Source organism: Microcella sp. (assembly GCF_046293215.1).
Taxonomy (GTDB): domain Bacteria; phylum Actinomycetota; class Actinomycetes; order Actinomycetales; family Microbacteriaceae; genus Microcella.
This window is the reverse complement of the sequence record NZ_JBKBPI010000003.1, coordinates 38,156-51,153: the sequence shown is the minus strand read 5'-3', so window position 1 is coordinate 51,153 and position 12,998 is coordinate 38,156. Positions and strand designations below refer to the sequence as shown.

Below are 12,998 nucleotides of genomic sequence, written 5' to 3'. Positions count from 1 at the left end.
CGGCGGTCGGCCGGTCACTCGGCGGCGGTGAACACGATGCGTGTGCCCGCCCGTCTCACCCTAACGCCGCGAAGGTGCACCGCGCCCTGGCCGTGCCAGTCGGTGGCGAGCCGTAGCACCTCGAGGGTCTGCTCACGGGTGAGGGTCAGCCCGAACTCGACGCGAACGACGAGGCGCACGAGGCGGGAGCCGAGCGCGCGGGGGTTGGCGACGAGCCACGCGACGGGCACCGAGCATCCGCCGTCGTCGAGGTCGACGAGCTCTTCGGCGACCTCGTCGACCATGCGGTCGAGCGCGTCGGCGTCGTCGCGCACGAGCTCGGCGGTGCGGGCGAGAGCCTCGACGACGCCGGGGTCGAGTTCTGATTCGAGCAGCGGTAGCACGCGGTCGCGCACGCGCACGCGCGTGAACGCGGGGTCGGCATTGTGCGGGTCGCTCCAGGGCGCGAGGCCCTGATCGCGGCAGGCCTGAACCGTGGATGCTCGCCGCAACCCCAGAAACGGCCGCCGGTAGACCCCGTTCACGGCCGCCATGCCGCTGAGACTGGCGGCCCCGCTGCCGCGGGCGAGCCCGAGCAGCACGGTTTCGGCCTGGTCGTCGAGCGTGTGCCCGAGCAGCACGGTGGACGCCGAGTGGCGCCGCGCGGCCTCCGCGAGCGCGGCGTACCGGGCGTCGCGGGCCGCGGCTTCCGGGCCGCCGCCCGCGCGGAACGGCGCGACGTCGACGCGCACCACCTCGACCGGGTCGAGCCCGAGCACGCGGGCCTGCTCGGCGGCCCGGGCGGCCACCTCCCCCGAGCCCTCTTGCAGCTGGTGGTCGACGATCACAGCGCCGGCGCGCAGTCCCGCCCGCGGCGCCTCGAACGCGGTGGCGGCGGCGAGTGCGAGCGAGTCGGGGCCACCGCTCAGCGCGACAAGCGCGACGAAACCCGCCTCGAGGTCGGCGAGAGATTGGCGCACCGCGCGCCGAGCATCCGCCATTGCGGGGGTGAGCCGGGGGCGGCGGTCGCCGTCCTCCGGGCGCTCGGGAGCCATCTACTAAGGTTAGAGCCGCCGATTTCCGGGCGTCGCGCCCGGTCGTCCCGCGGGCGATCGACCCGCACCCACCGACTTCAGGAGCAACCACATGGGCGCCTACCCCGCCGTCATCGAGATTCCCCGCGGCAGCCGCAACAAGTACGAGGTTGACCACGCCACGGGCCGCGTGTTCCTCGACCGCGTGCTGTACACGTCGTTCGTCTACCCGACCGACTACGGCTTCTTCGAGAACACGCTGGGCCTCGACGGCGACCCGGTCGACGTGCTGGTGCTCACCGAGTACCCGCTGTTCCCGGGCGTTGGTCTGACGGTGCGTCCGGTCGGCGTGTTCAACATGACCGACGACGGCGGCAGCGACGCGAAGGTCATCGCGGTGCCGGCGAAGGACCCGCGCTGGGACCACATTCAGGACGTCGACTCGATCCCCGAGTACACGAAGAAGGAGATCGAGCACTTCTTCGAGCACTACAAGGACCTCGAGCCCGGCAAGTGGGTCAAGACCGAGGGCTGGGGCAACGCGGCCGAGGCCGAGGCGATCATCCAGGCCGGCATCGAGGCCTACGTGCCCCACGAGCACTAAACCACATCGACTGAGGGGCGTTCCGTTCGCGGGCGCCCCTTTTTCGCGCCCTTCGGCCCGATTCGGGATGCTCGCGGCCGGCTCTACGGCGTCGGTCGCGCCACGAAGGGCACCCGTTCGAAGTGCCGCACGGCGACGATGCGCACCGGGTTGCCGGGTGACGGCGCCTCGATCATCTGGCCCTGCCCGAGGTACATCGCCACGTGGTACTTCGAGGCGGTGGCCGAGCCGCCGGTCGAGTAGAAGATGAGGTCACCGGGCAGCGCCTGCGAGTAGGGCAGGGTGCGGCCGCGTTGTGCGGCGACCGCGTACTGCATGGTCGCCGAGTGGCCCCCGATCGAGTACCCGGCGGCCGCGTAGGCCATCATCGTGAGGCCCGAGCAGTCCCACGCGTCGGGGCCGCGCCCGCCGAAGAGATACGGCTTGCCGAGCTGCTGGCGCGCGAACGCGATGGCGGTGTTCACGGCCGCCTGGTTGGGCGCGGGAACGCTGCTCGACGGCGGCGGCGTGGGGGTCGGCGTCGGGGTCGGCGTGGGGCTGGGCGCCGGAGCGGGAGGGCTCGGGCTGGGGGCGGGCGGTGTGGGCGACGGCGCCGGCGGTGTCGGTGACGGGGACGTGGGCCGCGGCGTGGGCGCGGTCGGCGTCGGGCTGGGCGACGGCGCTCCCGGTGTCGGGCTCACGGTCGGTCGCGGCGCGGGCGCGCTCGGTGTGGGGCTCGGGGATGGCGGTGCGGGGGTCGCGGGCGGAGCCGGAGGCGCCGGCGCCGGGTCTTCGGCGCGGATTGCGTCGAGGTAGGCGCGCTCGAGTTCGGCGCTGCGGCCGGTGAGTACCGCGAGGCGCTCCGAGAGTTCGAGTACCTGGGCCTGCTGTTCGGCGACGCGCTGCTCGGCGATCACGGCGGCGTCCATCGCAGTGGTGAGCGCCGCGTCAGCGTCGGCGACGAGCCGCTCCCGCTCGCCCCGCGCCACCTCGGCCTGCTCGGCGAGCGAGGCGGCGAAGTCGCGGTCGGCGATGGCCTGGTCGAGCAGCGAGCGACTCGACTGGGTGAGCTTTGACAGCGAGCCCAGTCGCCAGAGCAGCCCCTCGGCGTCGGTCGAGATGAGCAGCGAGGTGGTGATGTCGCCACCACTGGCCCGGCTCAACTGGGTCACCAGTTGCGCCGCGCGCAGCGCCGATGCGGTGGCGACCGCGTCGGCGGCGTCGCGTCGGCGCTCGAGTGCGTCGAGCATCCCGGTGGTCTCGTCGAGCGCGATGACGGCCAGTTGGTAGTCCTCGCCGGCGATGAGTGCCTCGCGGGCGGCGGCGGCCGCTGTGGCCTCGCCGTCGCGCACGGCGTCGATGATGCGGGCGATGGCGGCCTCGGTCGCGCGCACGTCACCTTGGGCGCGCTCGACCTCATCCCACGAGGGGGCCGACGGCGGGGTCGGCTGCGCGGTGGCGGTAATGGCCCCGGGGGCGAGCGTCAGAGCCGCAACCACGGCGGCTGCGGCGACGCTGCGACGCCCGGGGCGACGCATCAGCGCCGCCTACCCAATACTGACGCCCTTGCTGCGCAGGAACGGTACGGGGTCAAACGCGTTGCCCCAGGTGCGGGTCTCGAGGTGCAGGTGGCAGCCGCTCGAGTTTCCCGTCGTGCCGACGAGCGCAATGAGCTGACCCGCCTGAACGAATTGGCCGTTCGCCACGAGGATTCCGCCGTGCTGGATGTGCCCGTACGAAGTGGTCAGGCCGTCGCCGTGGTCGATGCGCACGAAGTTGCCGTAGCCGCCGTTCCAGCCGGCGTAGGTGACGGTGCCACTGGAGGCCGCAAACATGTGGCGGCCACAGGGGGCGCCGATGTCGACGCCGGCGTGCAGGGCGACATAGCCGAAGACGGGATGCACGCGGTAGCCGAAGTTGGACGTGATCGGGCCGTTGAGCGGGTTCGACCAGCCGTTGACGACCTGGCCGGCGCCGCTCGCGCTGCCGCCGCCCCCGCCGCCGCTCGGCCCGGGGCCGGGCTGCTGCGCGGCCCGTCGCGCGGCCTCTTCCGCGGCGAGACGTCGCGCCTCCTCCTCGGCGGCGAGGCGTCGCGCTTCTTCTTCGCGGCGTTTGCGCTCCTCTTCCTCCTTGCGGATGCGCTCGCCCTCTTCCCACTGCTCTTCCGTGGTCTGGAGGACACCCTGAAGGACGCCCAGCTGCTCTTCGAGTCGCCGCTGGTTTTCCTGCTGCGCGGCGAAGGCTTCTTCGGCAGCGACCTGCGCGGCCTGCGCCTGTTCGAACGCGCGCTCGGCCTCCACGCGCAATTCTTCGCGGATCTCGCGGGCGATCTGGGCCTGCTCGCTGAGCGACTGGGCCGCGTTCTGGTCGGCAAGGGCAACGGCGTAAATGCCTTCGGCCTGCTCGCTGATCTTGCTGGCGTAGCCGAGGCGCGACAGCAGGGCTTCGGCCTCGCCGGGGTTCGTGAAGAGCGAGGCCGACAGGTCTCCTCCGCCGGCGCGCGACAGCTCGGCGACGAACTGGCCGGCCCGCAGGCGCGACTCATCGGCGATGGCCTGCGCCTCGTCGGCCTGGCGCTGCAGCTCGTCGGCACGGAAGGCAGCCTCGTCGAAGGCGAGCTGCGCCTCGTAGTAGATCGTGCCCTTTTCCTCGGCCTCGGCCTGGGCTTCCTCGACGGCGGCGGCGAGGCTCGCGATCAGGCCGCGAATCTCGGTGATCTTTGCCTGCTGCTGGTTCACGTCGTCGCGGGCCGCGAGCACGTCGTCCCAGCTCGGGTAGGTGTTGGCGCGCGCGGCCGTGTCGGCGGCGGTGATGCCGGTCGTCAGCAGCATGAGACCGGCGGCGATGGCGGCCACGGTGGCGAGCGTGCGGGGTCGTCGAGAACGCGGCCGCGCATCCGTGGATGTCGCGGTCGTGGCTCCCCCGAGCCGGGCGAAGAAGTCGCGCATGTGCCTGTCCGATTCCGGTGCGAATGCGTTATGTCACATTTTCCCCACGCGCACCATTGATCACAGTACCAACGGATGCACGGATCGGCTAGGGCGCCGCTCCGCACGGCAAGTGCGGCCCCACCTCGCGGGTGGTGCCGTATCGCTGCGCTGACCGTAACCCCGGGCCGCGCCACGGTTTGGCAGAAACGCGGCGGTGGCCCTATGCTTGCGTACCGGTCGCCTCGTCGATTCGCTTAGGCCCCATCGTTTAGCGGCCTAGGACGCCGCCCTTTCACGGCGGTAGCGCGGGTTCGAATCCCGCTGGGGTCACAACGAGGCAACCAGTACAATTTCATAAGCAAGGCCCTGTGGCGCAGTTGGTTAGCGTGCCGCCCTGTCACGGCGGAGGTCGCGGGTTCAAGTCCCGTCAGGGTCGCGGTGTGAAGCCTCATCCAGTGCAACAGCACGAGGTGGGGCTTTTTCACTAGGCAAAGCGTTTCGGCCCTTTGCTGCGACAAGGCTCTGTAGCTCAGTTGGTAGAGCGTTCGACTGAAAATCGAAAGGTCACCGGATCGATGCCGGTCGGAGCCACTTTCAAATAACCAGGTCAGAGGCGGTTTTTGCCGCTTGGTCACCTCCCTCGAGTTGACCTCTCGACTGGGCACTCAAGTACTGCGACAGCGCCGGTACAGCTCGCCTCGCGGCGAGTTGCCTGGTGTCCGCATACAGCTGCGTAACAAGCAACGATGAGTGCCCCAGGATCGCCTGAACATCGGGCGCGGGTAGCCCCGCCTCGAAGAAGAACACCGCCGCCGTGTGGCGTAAGTCGTGCCAGTGGAGTGCGTTCTCGTCCGGACCGAATGTCTTGATCTGGTCGCGGATCGAATGCCAGTCAAGTGCGCGACTGAGGTTCTTCGAGTTGATGAAGCCGCCACGCGGACCCGTGAAGAGGTATTCGTGCGCTCCTTTTCCTTCCGCCGCCTCGAGCAGCAGCGGCAGTAGTTGATCGACCACAGGGACATTCCGAACACGACGCCCCTTCGTCGGGCCGACGCGAACCTCTCCCCGGACACCCGCCGACGCCGTGCGACTGACGCGGACAGTGCGAGAGTCCCAATCGACATCAGCGACGCGGAGCCCGGCGACTTCCCCCAGGCGACAGCCGGTGTAGGCCATGGCAAGAACAAAGCGTCGATATGGGCCCGAGGATGGAAGAAGTTCGAGCAGTCGACGGAACTCACTCGCGGTCAACGCCCGCGCCGCAACATCAGGCGCCTGGTCGCGGCGACGATCAACACCGGTACAAGGGTTAGATGCGATGAAGCCGCCCTTCACGGCGAGGCGACAAAGCGCGGAGAGCGCACCGAGAGCGTCGGCTCGAGTTGATTCCGATCCAGTCCACTTCGCGAAAGCAACCTCGACGTCAAGAGTTGTGAGCGAGCCAATGGCGCGATCGCCGAACACGGGAGCGACCCGCAGGCGCCAGGCAACGGAATAGGCGCGTTGCGTACCGGGGGCGATCTTCGTGAACAATGCGGGGCTCAACCCGTCCCACAACACACTGACCAGAGTCTCGGTGTTGTACTCGTTCGCGAACATGTACGCACTCTACACGAGTCGTTCGCGTTCGCGAACATGATCCGTGTTTGTTCGCGAACGAGTGCAGATGTCGCAGCGGGCTAGTACCTTGAGGGAATGGCGCAGGAACGATCAGCAGACAACGAGGAGATCGTGCGAGAAGGCCGCCAAGTCGACGATGTCGGTCTTCATGAGCTTGGCGCGCGGTTATCCGACCTCGGCGAGGAGCTGCGCGTTATAGGCGGGCACGCCACGTCCCAGAAGATCGCAGATGCATGGGAAACAGTCGAGCGATCCGGACAGCATGAACACGCCGTCGACGAGTACGAACAGCGAGTGCGGGAGGCCGTTCGTCGCACATTGGCCGGGATGGGGAGCTTTCGCAAGGACTATGCGAACTGGGAGCGTCTCGTCGTCGAGTACGCCCTCACGAAACAGGGCTTCACCCAGCGTGAAGTTGCGCGCCTATTGGGTGTTGGGCTGAGCACCGTCAATCGATGGGCGCAGCACCCCCTGACCTACGAGGAATAGCTCTCCCGAAATTTCCCCCACAAGATCAAGACCGATCTCCGCTGAGCGCTTCGCGCTCCTGCAGCGTGCGCTCAAGCTGTCCCACCGTCGGCGCACCCGCAAAGCCGCGCTCGGTCAGATAGACCCTGCACGCCAGGTCGGCAGTGTTCCCCTGGGACGGGAACAAGTCCTGACCGTCCAGAAGAATCGTGGGCGAGCCCGCGAAACCAGAGCTCACCGCCTCAGCCTCGGTGCGGATCAACACGAACTCCACCGGAACATCGCCCCGTCCGATCGAGTCGAGCACCAGCCGTACTCGATCGCCCGCCTCCTGCCAATTCGGGCAATCCTCGATATGCAGCACCTGGATCTTCACACGCCCATTCTCCCACGCAACTCGCGGCGGCTGGCCACCCCGCACCTTCTTGATCAACACGCCCTAGGCGAGTCTGGCCACCCGCCGTCGCTCGTCGCGGTGGTCGACCCGGGCGCACTCGGGTTGACCACCGCGCGCGAATTCCTGCGGAATTCACCCGCCTCGAGAGTCGGGTCGGCTCGAGCAGGCCCCGCCCGTGATCCACTTCCGCCGCACCGGGCCCGCTCACGGCGCCCCGCCGTCGGGCCCCTGCGGGGCCCCCTCCGGCGGATGCCCCGCAAGCCCGCCCCAGCGCCGACGCAAGACGAACCCCCGACCGAACGCCACCAGCGAGAACGCACGCCGCTATGGGATCGCGACAACCCGCGCCCGCAGCTCGCGCTCCGCGCGCACCGCGCCCGCCTCGAGCACCGCGACCACACGCTCAGCCGGCGACGACTCCGCACCAGCCGCTCGAGCCGCCACCCACTCCCGCCGCAGCTGACGCTGCTTCTTGCGCGTCATACCCGTGAACGACCACCCCACCCGATGCCGCGTGCGCCGCGACGCGCTCACCACGTGACCGCGCGCCCCGTATCGCTGATGCGTGCGACTCACACAATCCCGAGGCGCACACTCCCGAGAGCAGCGCATCGACCGCGCCGCAGCCGACAGCCGCGACAGGTGCGCCCACGCTCGAGCACCGCCGCCCGATGCCGTCACCGCATCCTTCAGCACGTAATTCAGCGCCTTCGACAGATACCAAATCGTCTTCGCCGCATCCCCGTCAGCGCGAAACGCCTGGCAGTTGCCCTGCTCACCCCACGACACCAGCGCCCCATCGACCAACGAGAAAGCCGACGCCGTGCGCGCCGCATCCCCCAGCCGCTCAGGACGCGGCGCCTCAGTACGCGCGATCCGCACCAGCGCGTGCAAGTGCAGCGCGCCGCGATCCTGCCACTCCCGCACCACGAAGAACTCCACCGACGGCCAGTAGTCCCGAAGGCGCCGCCGCGTGCGATCCCACAGCAGACCAGAGTCCCGATTCCACGCCACGAGGCCCGCGTAGTCGTAGGAGGCCATATCCAGCGGCACGCCCCGCAGGTCAGCATCCGCGACCGTGTGCGTGGCGTCGCAGCCGCACTGCCCGACCTTCGCGCCCTCGACCTTTGGCACGCGATGCACGCGACCGAACGAGGGAGCCGTCAGCGTCAGCAGGTAGAAGCGGAAGTCACGCACCGGCCCATCGAACACACCCGAGCGAGCAATCGCCGCCCAGTCCCCCCGATACAGCTCGGCGCACGACGGGCACACGCTCCGAATCCGCGACTGGCAGCGCACCGCAACGCCCGCCTTCGTCATGAACGGACGAACGCACCCCGCAGGAGCGGAAGCAGTAGAAGTCTCGGAAGGGCGCTCCATGCGAGAAACGCAGCACTACGCCCTCGCCTGAAAATCGAAAGGTCACCGGATCGATGCCGGTCGGAGCCACCACCAGAAACCCCCGCTGATTGGCGGGGGTTTCGTCGTTAACGGGTCTTCCGTCGCTCGGCGGGGCCTGACACGATCATCGGTATGGCCACCACGACTGAGGGTTTCAGCGACGCCGAGCGCGCCGCGATGAAGGCGCGAGCCGAGGAGCTGCGCGCCGAGGGGCGCAAGACGAAGGGCGCCACGAAGGCGGCCGCCGACCTCGAGAAGCTGCTCGAGGCGATCGCCGCGATGCCCAACGATGAGCGGGTCATTGCCGAGCGCATCCACCTGATCGTCAGCGAGGCGGCGCCGCAGCTGCAGGGCAAGACCTGGTACGGGATGCCCGCATGGGCTCTCGACGGAAAGGTTGTCTGCTTCTTCCAGACCGCCTCGAAGTTCGAGTCGCGCTACAGCACCTTCGGCTTCCAAGACCCGGCCACCCTCGACGACGGGTCGATGTGGCCGACGTCGTGGGCGGTCACCGCGATCGGGGAGGCGGAAGAAGCGCAGATCCGCCACCTGGTCGAGAAGGCGGTCGCCGAGGACTGAGTCACAGCGACTCCGACGCAGTCCGCACGCTCACCACCCGAAACGCTGGGCGACGACGTCGGCCGCGCGCCTCGGAAACTCCGGCCAGCCCGGCTCCAATTCGTCGCGCATCAGTGCGTGGAGCGCCCGCGCCGCCGGCTCGACCGGCAGCTCAAGCGCTGCGGCGAGCGCCGCCGCCTGCCGCGGCAGCACGCGCTCGAGCCGCCTGGTTGGCTCGAGCAGATCGCGGTGTGGCTCGTCGGGGTCGAGCAGGCGCCCGCGCAACGCCCGCACGAGGTGCTGCAGCGCCCACGTGCGCACGAACAGTCCGCCGCTGACGACCTCCCCTCGCCGCGCGCGACCGACCCCGATGCGCAGCTTGATCAGCGCAAGTCCGGCCTCCAGCGCAGGGTCAATCGCCGTCGTCGCCGATGCGCGCGCCTGCGACTCGGCGATCAGCGTCGCGACGGTGCCGGCCTCGTCATCAACGGTGACGGTCGTGAGTCCGGCGAGCGCACCCTCCAGCTCGCCCGGATGCGCCGCCGCGAACTCGAGCAGGTGCCCGTCGTCGTAGAGCGCCACGACGCCCGCGCCGCCCTCCGGCAGGGCGAGCACGAGGTGCTCCTGCCGCGGCAGCCACGACAGGTCGGCCCGCACCCGCGGGCCCGCCCCGTCGGAGGCGATGGCGAAGAAGTCGTGGTCGCTCCACTCGTCGCGCCGGTGCCGGCCGGCCTCGCTCGCCGAGCCCATGAGGGCAAGGCCCACCAGTTCGGGATGCTCGCGCACCGCCCGAGCCAACTCGTCGGACAGGTCATCGAAGCGCTGGGCGTCGCCCATGGCGCACCTCCTTTGCGAGACGCGCCACGCGCATCCCGAAATCATGCGAGCGGCCACCGGCCGTCGCGTCGACAGAAAGCAACGCGGATGCGCGACCAGCGTCGCGACAGGGCCGTTCGATTGTGGGGCGCCCGCTACGGAGCGCGCTCAGTCTGCCACCGACAATCGTGGCGCGCCAGAGGTGCGAAGATTGCGGCTGTGATCGGGCTCGGAACAGTCATCAACGTCGTCGCGATCGTGGTGGGAGCCGCGACCGGCCGCCTCATCGGCCACCGCCTGCCCGAGCGCACCAACCGCCTCGTCACCGACGTGCTCGGCCTCGTCGTACTCGTGCTCGGCGGACTGAACCTCGCGTCGCTCGCCGACCCCGACTACGTCGCCACCGTCACACCCGGAGGCACGCTACTCGTCGTGCTCGCAGCGCTCCTCATCGGCGGCATCACCGGCTCGGCGCTGCGCATCGAAGACCGACTCGAACAATTCGGCGGGTGGTTGCAGTCACGATTCACCCGCGCCGACGCTGTCGCCCACGCCGACAAGCGCGCCCTGTTCATCACCGGCTTCGTGAACGCCTCGCTCGTGTTCTGCATTGGCCCGCTCGCGATCCTCGGCGCCTTCAGCGACGGCACCGGGCAGGGCATCGACCAGCTCGCCCTCAAGTCGGTGCTCGACGGATTCGCGTCGGTCGCGTTCGCCGCGACCCTCGGCTGGGGCGTCGCCCTCTCGGCCCTGCCCGTCGGCATCTGGCAGGGCCTGCTCACTCTGCTCGCCGCGACCCTCGGAGCCGTGCTGTCGAACGCGGCCATCGCCGCCCTCACCGCAACCGGCGGCGTGCTGCTGCTCGGCGTCGGCATCCGCATCATGAACATCCGCGCGATCGCCGTGGGCGACCTGCTGCCCGCGCTCGTCGTCGCACCGATCCTCACCATCGTGGTGGGGAGGGTGCTCGGCACGGCCTAGCGCCCGCTCAGCCGAGGGCCGAGCGTCGCGTCAGCAGTCGCAGCTGATCGCGGCGCCGCCGACGACGGGCGCCGTGAGCGGGTCGGCGGCCCGGTAGATCGGCCCGCTCGCTCCCTCAACCGGTAGACCCTCCCGCGCCCAGTACTCAAACCCGCCGAGCATCTCTTTCACCGGCCGGCCGAGGCTCGCCAGCAGGTGCGCGGCTTTCGTTCCGCCGTTGCAGGCGGGCCCCCAGCAGTACACAACGATCGGGATGCTCGCATCCAACTCCGCAAGACGCCCCGCCAGCTCGCCGCGCGGGATGTGCGTGGCGGCCGCCGCGTGCCCCTGATCCCAGGCCTCGCGCGACCGCACGTCGATGAAGTGGAACCGCTCGCCCGCCTCGAGCGCCACGGCCACGTCGGAGGGGTCGGTCTCGTGGGCCAGGCGCCGCGCGAAGTGGGCGGCGGCCTCGGCCGGCTCGGCGAATCCGCCGAGCGCGCTACTCGTCACCGGGGTGGAAGAAGCTGCGGTCATGGCGCCATCGTAGGACGGCGTGTGAGCGGGACGCACCCATCGTTCGCAGCGCAGGGAACAACGACGCGCATCCCGCTGTTGCACCCACCATGTCGAACACTGTCGAGACCCCCGACCGCGTGACCATTTACGGCGCTGACTGGTGCCGCGACTGCCGGCGTAGCGAGGCGCTGCTCAACGAGCTTGGCGTCGACTGGGTGAAGGTCGACGTCGAGCAGAGCGCCGACGCCGCGCAGACCGCGCAGGCGATCAGTGGCCGCATGAACATTCCGGTGGTGCACTTCCCCGACGGCAGCCACCTGGTCGAGCCGAGCAACGCCGACCTGAAGGCGAAGCTCGACGCGCTCGAGATCACCTCGTAGCGCGCGGTAAACGCCACCCAAGCACCCGCTGAGTAGGGCCGTTCGGCCCTGGCGGGTCGCTCGCGCGCCTCGATACCGTCGACGAACCTCAACCACCGATTCAAGGAGGAATCATGGGAAAGCTCGACGGAAAAGTTGCCCTCATCACCGGCGGTGCGCGCGGTATGGGCGCCGCGCACGCGCGACTCATGGCGTCTGAGGGAGCGAAAGTCGTCATCACCGACGTGCTCGACGACGACGGCAATGCGCTCGCGGCCGAGGTCGGCGGCGTCTACCACCACCTCGATGTAACCGACGAGAACGCCTGGGCCAGCGTCGTCGCAGACGTGCACGACAACGTCGGCCCGATCGGCATCCTCATCAACAACGCCGGCATCGTCGGCTTCAGCCCGATCGCGACAGCCGCGACCGAGGAGTGGAACCGCGTCATCGGCATCAACCTCACCGGCACCTTCTTCGGGATGCGCGCCGTCGTCGAATCCATGACGTCCGCCGGCGGCGGCGTCATCATCAACATCTCGTCCACGGCGGGCCTGCAGGGCTACTCGAACCTCTCGGCCTACGTCGCGAGCAAGTGGGGCGTGCGCGGTCTCACCAAGTCGGCCGCGCTCGACCTCGGTCAGCACGGAATCCGCGTCGTGTCGATCCACCCCGGGCCGATTCGTACGCCCATGACCGACGGCTTCGGCGACGAAATGACGGCGCAGCAGGCGATCCCGCGCTTCGGCGAGCCCGACGAGGTGGCGAAGATGGCGCTGTTCCTCGCTGCCGACGCCACCTACTCGACCGGCACCGAGTTCGTCATCGATGGTGGCGCGACCGTCGGAGCGGCGCTGCAGCCTCCGCAGTAAGCGCCGGGTGTGCCGGGGGTCAGCGGCTACGCCGCCCGACCCCCGGCACAATGCGGCCGGTGCGTGCGGCGTAGTCGGCGTATTCCGGAAACCGGGCCGCGAGCATCCGTTCTTCAAGCCGAGCCTTGAGCGAGAGCAGCGCGATCAGCGCGAGCAGGAGCGCGCCGTGCCACCACGACGCGCCGATGAGGGCAAGGCCGGCGCCGAGCAGCACGAGTCCCGAATAGATGGGGTGGCGCACGAGGCGGTAGACGCCGGCCGTGACCAGCTGCGAGCCCTCGCGCGGAATCGGTGACGGCGTGAGCGCCCGCCCCAGAGTGATGCCGGCCGCCACCCCGACGACGACGCCCGCGCCGACGAGGGCGATGGCGATGCCGACGACGACGGCCGTCCGCACCCACAGGTCGCCGCGCGGCGCGACGGCGAGCGGGATCAGCAGCGCGAACTGCGCACCGACAAGACCCCACGCGAGGGCGGGATGCACGGATTCGCGCGTCATGCG

At 69.7% G+C, this 12,998-nt stretch carries 15 protein-coding genes and 3 tRNA genes; 9 read left to right on the top strand and 9 right to left on the bottom strand.

The window, feature by feature from the left end; all coding sequences use genetic code 11:
* Positions 1 to 14: 14 nt before the first annotated feature.
* A complete protein-coding gene (gene tilS / locus ACK4SC_RS03715; protein ID WP_409614933.1) occupies positions 15 to 1,034 on the bottom strand; it encodes a tRNA lysidine(34) synthetase TilS in 1,020 nt (339 codons plus the stop codon).
* A gap of 91 nt (positions 1,035 to 1,125) precedes the next feature.
* On the opposite strand from tilS, the gene ppa reads away from it, so the two are divergent.
* Complete coding sequence (gene ppa / locus ACK4SC_RS03710) at positions 1,126 to 1,617, top strand: inorganic diphosphatase (RefSeq protein ID WP_096423209.1); 492 nt, start codon at positions 1,126 to 1,128, stop codon at positions 1,615 to 1,617.
* An 83-nt stretch (positions 1,618 to 1,700) separates the two neighbouring features.
* Here the strand turns inward: ppa and ACK4SC_RS03705 are convergent, their stop codons facing one another.
* Both ACK4SC_RS03705 and ACK4SC_RS03700 read right to left on the bottom strand, forming a co-directional pair.
* The gene (locus ACK4SC_RS03705; protein WP_409614932.1) at positions 1,701 to 3,134 is read right to left on the bottom strand and encodes an NlpC/P60 family protein; all 1,434 of its coding nucleotides are present in this window, start codon (positions 3,132 to 3,134) and stop codon (positions 1,701 to 1,703) included.
* A 9-nt stretch (positions 3,135 to 3,143) separates the two neighbouring features.
* Positions 3,144 to 4,544, bottom strand: coding sequence for a M23 family metallopeptidase (locus ACK4SC_RS03700; protein ID WP_409614930.1), 1,401 nt, complete (start codon positions 4,542 to 4,544; stop codon positions 3,144 to 3,146).
* A 239-nt stretch (positions 4,545 to 4,783) separates the two neighbouring features.
* Here ACK4SC_RS03700 and ACK4SC_RS03695 point away from each other — a divergent pair.
* The 3 genes from ACK4SC_RS03695 to ACK4SC_RS03685 all read left to right on the top strand — a co-directional run bounded on the left by ACK4SC_RS03695 (position 4,784) and on the right by ACK4SC_RS03685 (position 5,117).
* A tRNA-Glu gene (locus tag ACK4SC_RS03695) sits at positions 4,784 to 4,856 on the top strand.
* A 32-nt stretch (positions 4,857 to 4,888) separates the two neighbouring features.
* A tRNA-Asp gene (locus ACK4SC_RS03690) sits at positions 4,889 to 4,962 on the top strand.
* 82 nt (positions 4,963 to 5,044) lie between these two features.
* A tRNA-Phe gene (locus ACK4SC_RS03685) sits at positions 5,045 to 5,117 on the top strand.
* 3 nt (positions 5,118 to 5,120) lie between these two features.
* On the opposite strand, the gene ACK4SC_RS03680 is transcribed toward ACK4SC_RS03685, so the two are convergent.
* Positions 5,121 to 6,125 carry a tyrosine-type recombinase/integrase gene (locus ACK4SC_RS03680; protein WP_409614928.1) on the bottom strand — a complete coding sequence of 335 codons (1,005 nt, stop codon included), beginning with the start codon at positions 6,123 to 6,125 and terminating at the stop codon, positions 5,121 to 5,123.
* A gap of 96 nt (positions 6,126 to 6,221) precedes the next feature.
* On the opposite strand from ACK4SC_RS03680, the gene ACK4SC_RS03675 reads away from it, so the two are divergent.
* On the top strand, positions 6,222 to 6,635 hold the full coding sequence (locus ACK4SC_RS03675) for a helix-turn-helix domain-containing protein (RefSeq protein ID WP_409614926.1): 414 nt from the start codon (positions 6,222 to 6,224) through the stop codon (positions 6,633 to 6,635).
* 25 nt (positions 6,636 to 6,660) lie between these two features.
* Here ACK4SC_RS03675 and ACK4SC_RS03670 read toward each other — a convergent pair whose 3' ends face one another.
* Together ACK4SC_RS03670 and ACK4SC_RS03665 are read right to left on the bottom strand one after the other, a co-directional pair.
* Positions 6,661 to 6,990 carry a hypothetical protein gene (locus tag ACK4SC_RS03670; RefSeq protein ID WP_026095586.1) on the bottom strand — a complete coding sequence of 110 codons (330 nt, stop codon included), beginning with the start codon at positions 6,988 to 6,990 and terminating at the stop codon, positions 6,661 to 6,663.
* A gap of 345 nt (positions 6,991 to 7,335) precedes the next feature.
* Entirely contained in the window at positions 7,336 to 8,331 is a 996-nt protein-coding gene (locus ACK4SC_RS03665; RefSeq protein ID WP_409614924.1) for a replication initiator, read from the bottom strand.
* A 213-nt stretch (positions 8,332 to 8,544) separates the two neighbouring features.
* On the opposite strand from ACK4SC_RS03665, the gene ACK4SC_RS03660 reads away from it, so the two are divergent.
* Entirely contained in the window at positions 8,545 to 8,991 is a 447-nt protein-coding gene (locus tag ACK4SC_RS03660; protein ID WP_409614922.1) for an iron chaperone, read from the top strand.
* Between the two features lie 30 nt (positions 8,992 to 9,021).
* Here the strand turns inward: ACK4SC_RS03660 and ACK4SC_RS03655 are convergent, their stop codons facing one another.
* Positions 9,022 to 9,807 carry a hypothetical protein gene (locus ACK4SC_RS03655; RefSeq protein ID WP_409614920.1) on the bottom strand — a complete coding sequence of 262 codons (786 nt, stop codon included), beginning with the start codon at positions 9,805 to 9,807 and terminating at the stop codon, positions 9,022 to 9,024.
* A 198-nt stretch (positions 9,808 to 10,005) separates the two neighbouring features.
* On the opposite strand from ACK4SC_RS03655, the gene ACK4SC_RS03650 reads away from it, so the two are divergent.
* A complete protein-coding gene (locus ACK4SC_RS03650; protein WP_409614919.1) occupies positions 10,006 to 10,767 on the top strand; it encodes a DUF554 domain-containing protein in 762 nt (253 codons plus the stop codon).
* 30 nt (positions 10,768 to 10,797) lie between these two features.
* On the opposite strand, the gene ACK4SC_RS03645 is transcribed toward ACK4SC_RS03650, so the two are convergent.
* Entirely contained in the window at positions 10,798 to 11,283 is a 486-nt protein-coding gene (locus tag ACK4SC_RS03645) for a rhodanese-like domain-containing protein (RefSeq protein ID WP_409614917.1), read from the bottom strand.
* Positions 11,284 to 11,372: 89 nt separating this feature from the next.
* Between ACK4SC_RS03645 and ACK4SC_RS03640 the strand changes: the two genes are divergently transcribed.
* Together ACK4SC_RS03640 and ACK4SC_RS03635 are read left to right on the top strand one after the other, a co-directional pair.
* On the top strand, positions 11,373 to 11,645 hold the full coding sequence (locus tag ACK4SC_RS03640) for a glutaredoxin family protein (RefSeq protein ID WP_409614916.1): 273 nt from the start codon (positions 11,373 to 11,375) through the stop codon (positions 11,643 to 11,645).
* Between the two features lie 113 nt (positions 11,646 to 11,758).
* Positions 11,759 to 12,496, top strand: a complete 738-nt coding sequence (locus ACK4SC_RS03635; RefSeq protein ID WP_409614914.1) for an SDR family oxidoreductase — start codon at positions 11,759 to 11,761, stop codon at positions 12,494 to 12,496.
* Positions 12,497 to 12,515: 19 nt separating this feature from the next.
* Here ACK4SC_RS03635 and ACK4SC_RS03630 read toward each other — a convergent pair whose 3' ends face one another.
* A complete protein-coding gene (locus tag ACK4SC_RS03630) occupies positions 12,516 to 12,995 on the bottom strand; it encodes a methyltransferase family protein (protein WP_409614912.1) in 480 nt (159 codons plus the stop codon).
* Positions 12,996 to 12,998 lie beyond the last annotated feature (3 nt).

Excerpts from the sequence above, each read along its gene's own strand:
- tilS (WP_409614933.1), bottom strand. The coding sequence starts at position 1,034 with ATGGCTCCCGAGCGCCCGGAGGACGGCGACCGCCGCCCCCGGCTCACC.
- ppa (WP_096423209.1), top strand. The coding sequence starts at position 1,126 with ATGGGCGCCTACCCCGCCGTCATCGAGATTCCCCGCGGCAGCCGCAAC.
- ACK4SC_RS03705 (WP_409614932.1), bottom strand. The coding sequence starts at position 3,134 with ATGCGTCGCCCCGGGCGTCGCAGCGTCGCCGCAGCCGCCGTGGTTGCG.
- ACK4SC_RS03700 (WP_409614930.1), bottom strand. The coding sequence starts at position 4,544 with ATGCGCGACTTCTTCGCCCGGCTCGGGGGAGCCACGACCGCGACATCC.
- ACK4SC_RS03680 (WP_409614928.1), bottom strand. The coding sequence starts at position 6,125 with ATGTTCGCGAACGAGTACAACACCGAGACTCTGGTCAGTGTGTTGTGG.
- ACK4SC_RS03675 (WP_409614926.1), top strand. The coding sequence starts at position 6,222 with ATGGCGCAGGAACGATCAGCAGACAACGAGGAGATCGTGCGAGAAGGC.
- ACK4SC_RS03665 (WP_409614924.1), bottom strand. The coding sequence starts at position 8,331 with ATGACGAAGGCGGGCGTTGCGGTGCGCTGCCAGTCGCGGATTCGGAGC.
- ACK4SC_RS03660 (WP_409614922.1), top strand. The coding sequence starts at position 8,545 with ATGGCCACCACGACTGAGGGTTTCAGCGACGCCGAGCGCGCCGCGATG.
- ACK4SC_RS03655 (WP_409614920.1), bottom strand. The coding sequence starts at position 9,807 with ATGGGCGACGCCCAGCGCTTCGATGACCTGTCCGACGAGTTGGCTCGG.
- ACK4SC_RS03645 (WP_409614917.1), bottom strand. The coding sequence starts at position 11,283 with ATGACCGCAGCTTCTTCCACCCCGGTGACGAGTAGCGCGCTCGGCGGA.
- ACK4SC_RS03640 (WP_409614916.1), top strand. The coding sequence starts at position 11,373 with ATGTCGAACACTGTCGAGACCCCCGACCGCGTGACCATTTACGGCGCT.
- ACK4SC_RS03635 (WP_409614914.1), top strand. The coding sequence starts at position 11,759 with ATGGGAAAGCTCGACGGAAAAGTTGCCCTCATCACCGGCGGTGCGCGC.
- ACK4SC_RS03630 (WP_409614912.1), bottom strand. The coding sequence starts at position 12,995 with ATGACGCGCGAATCCGTGCATCCCGCCCTCGCGTGGGGTCTTGTCGGT.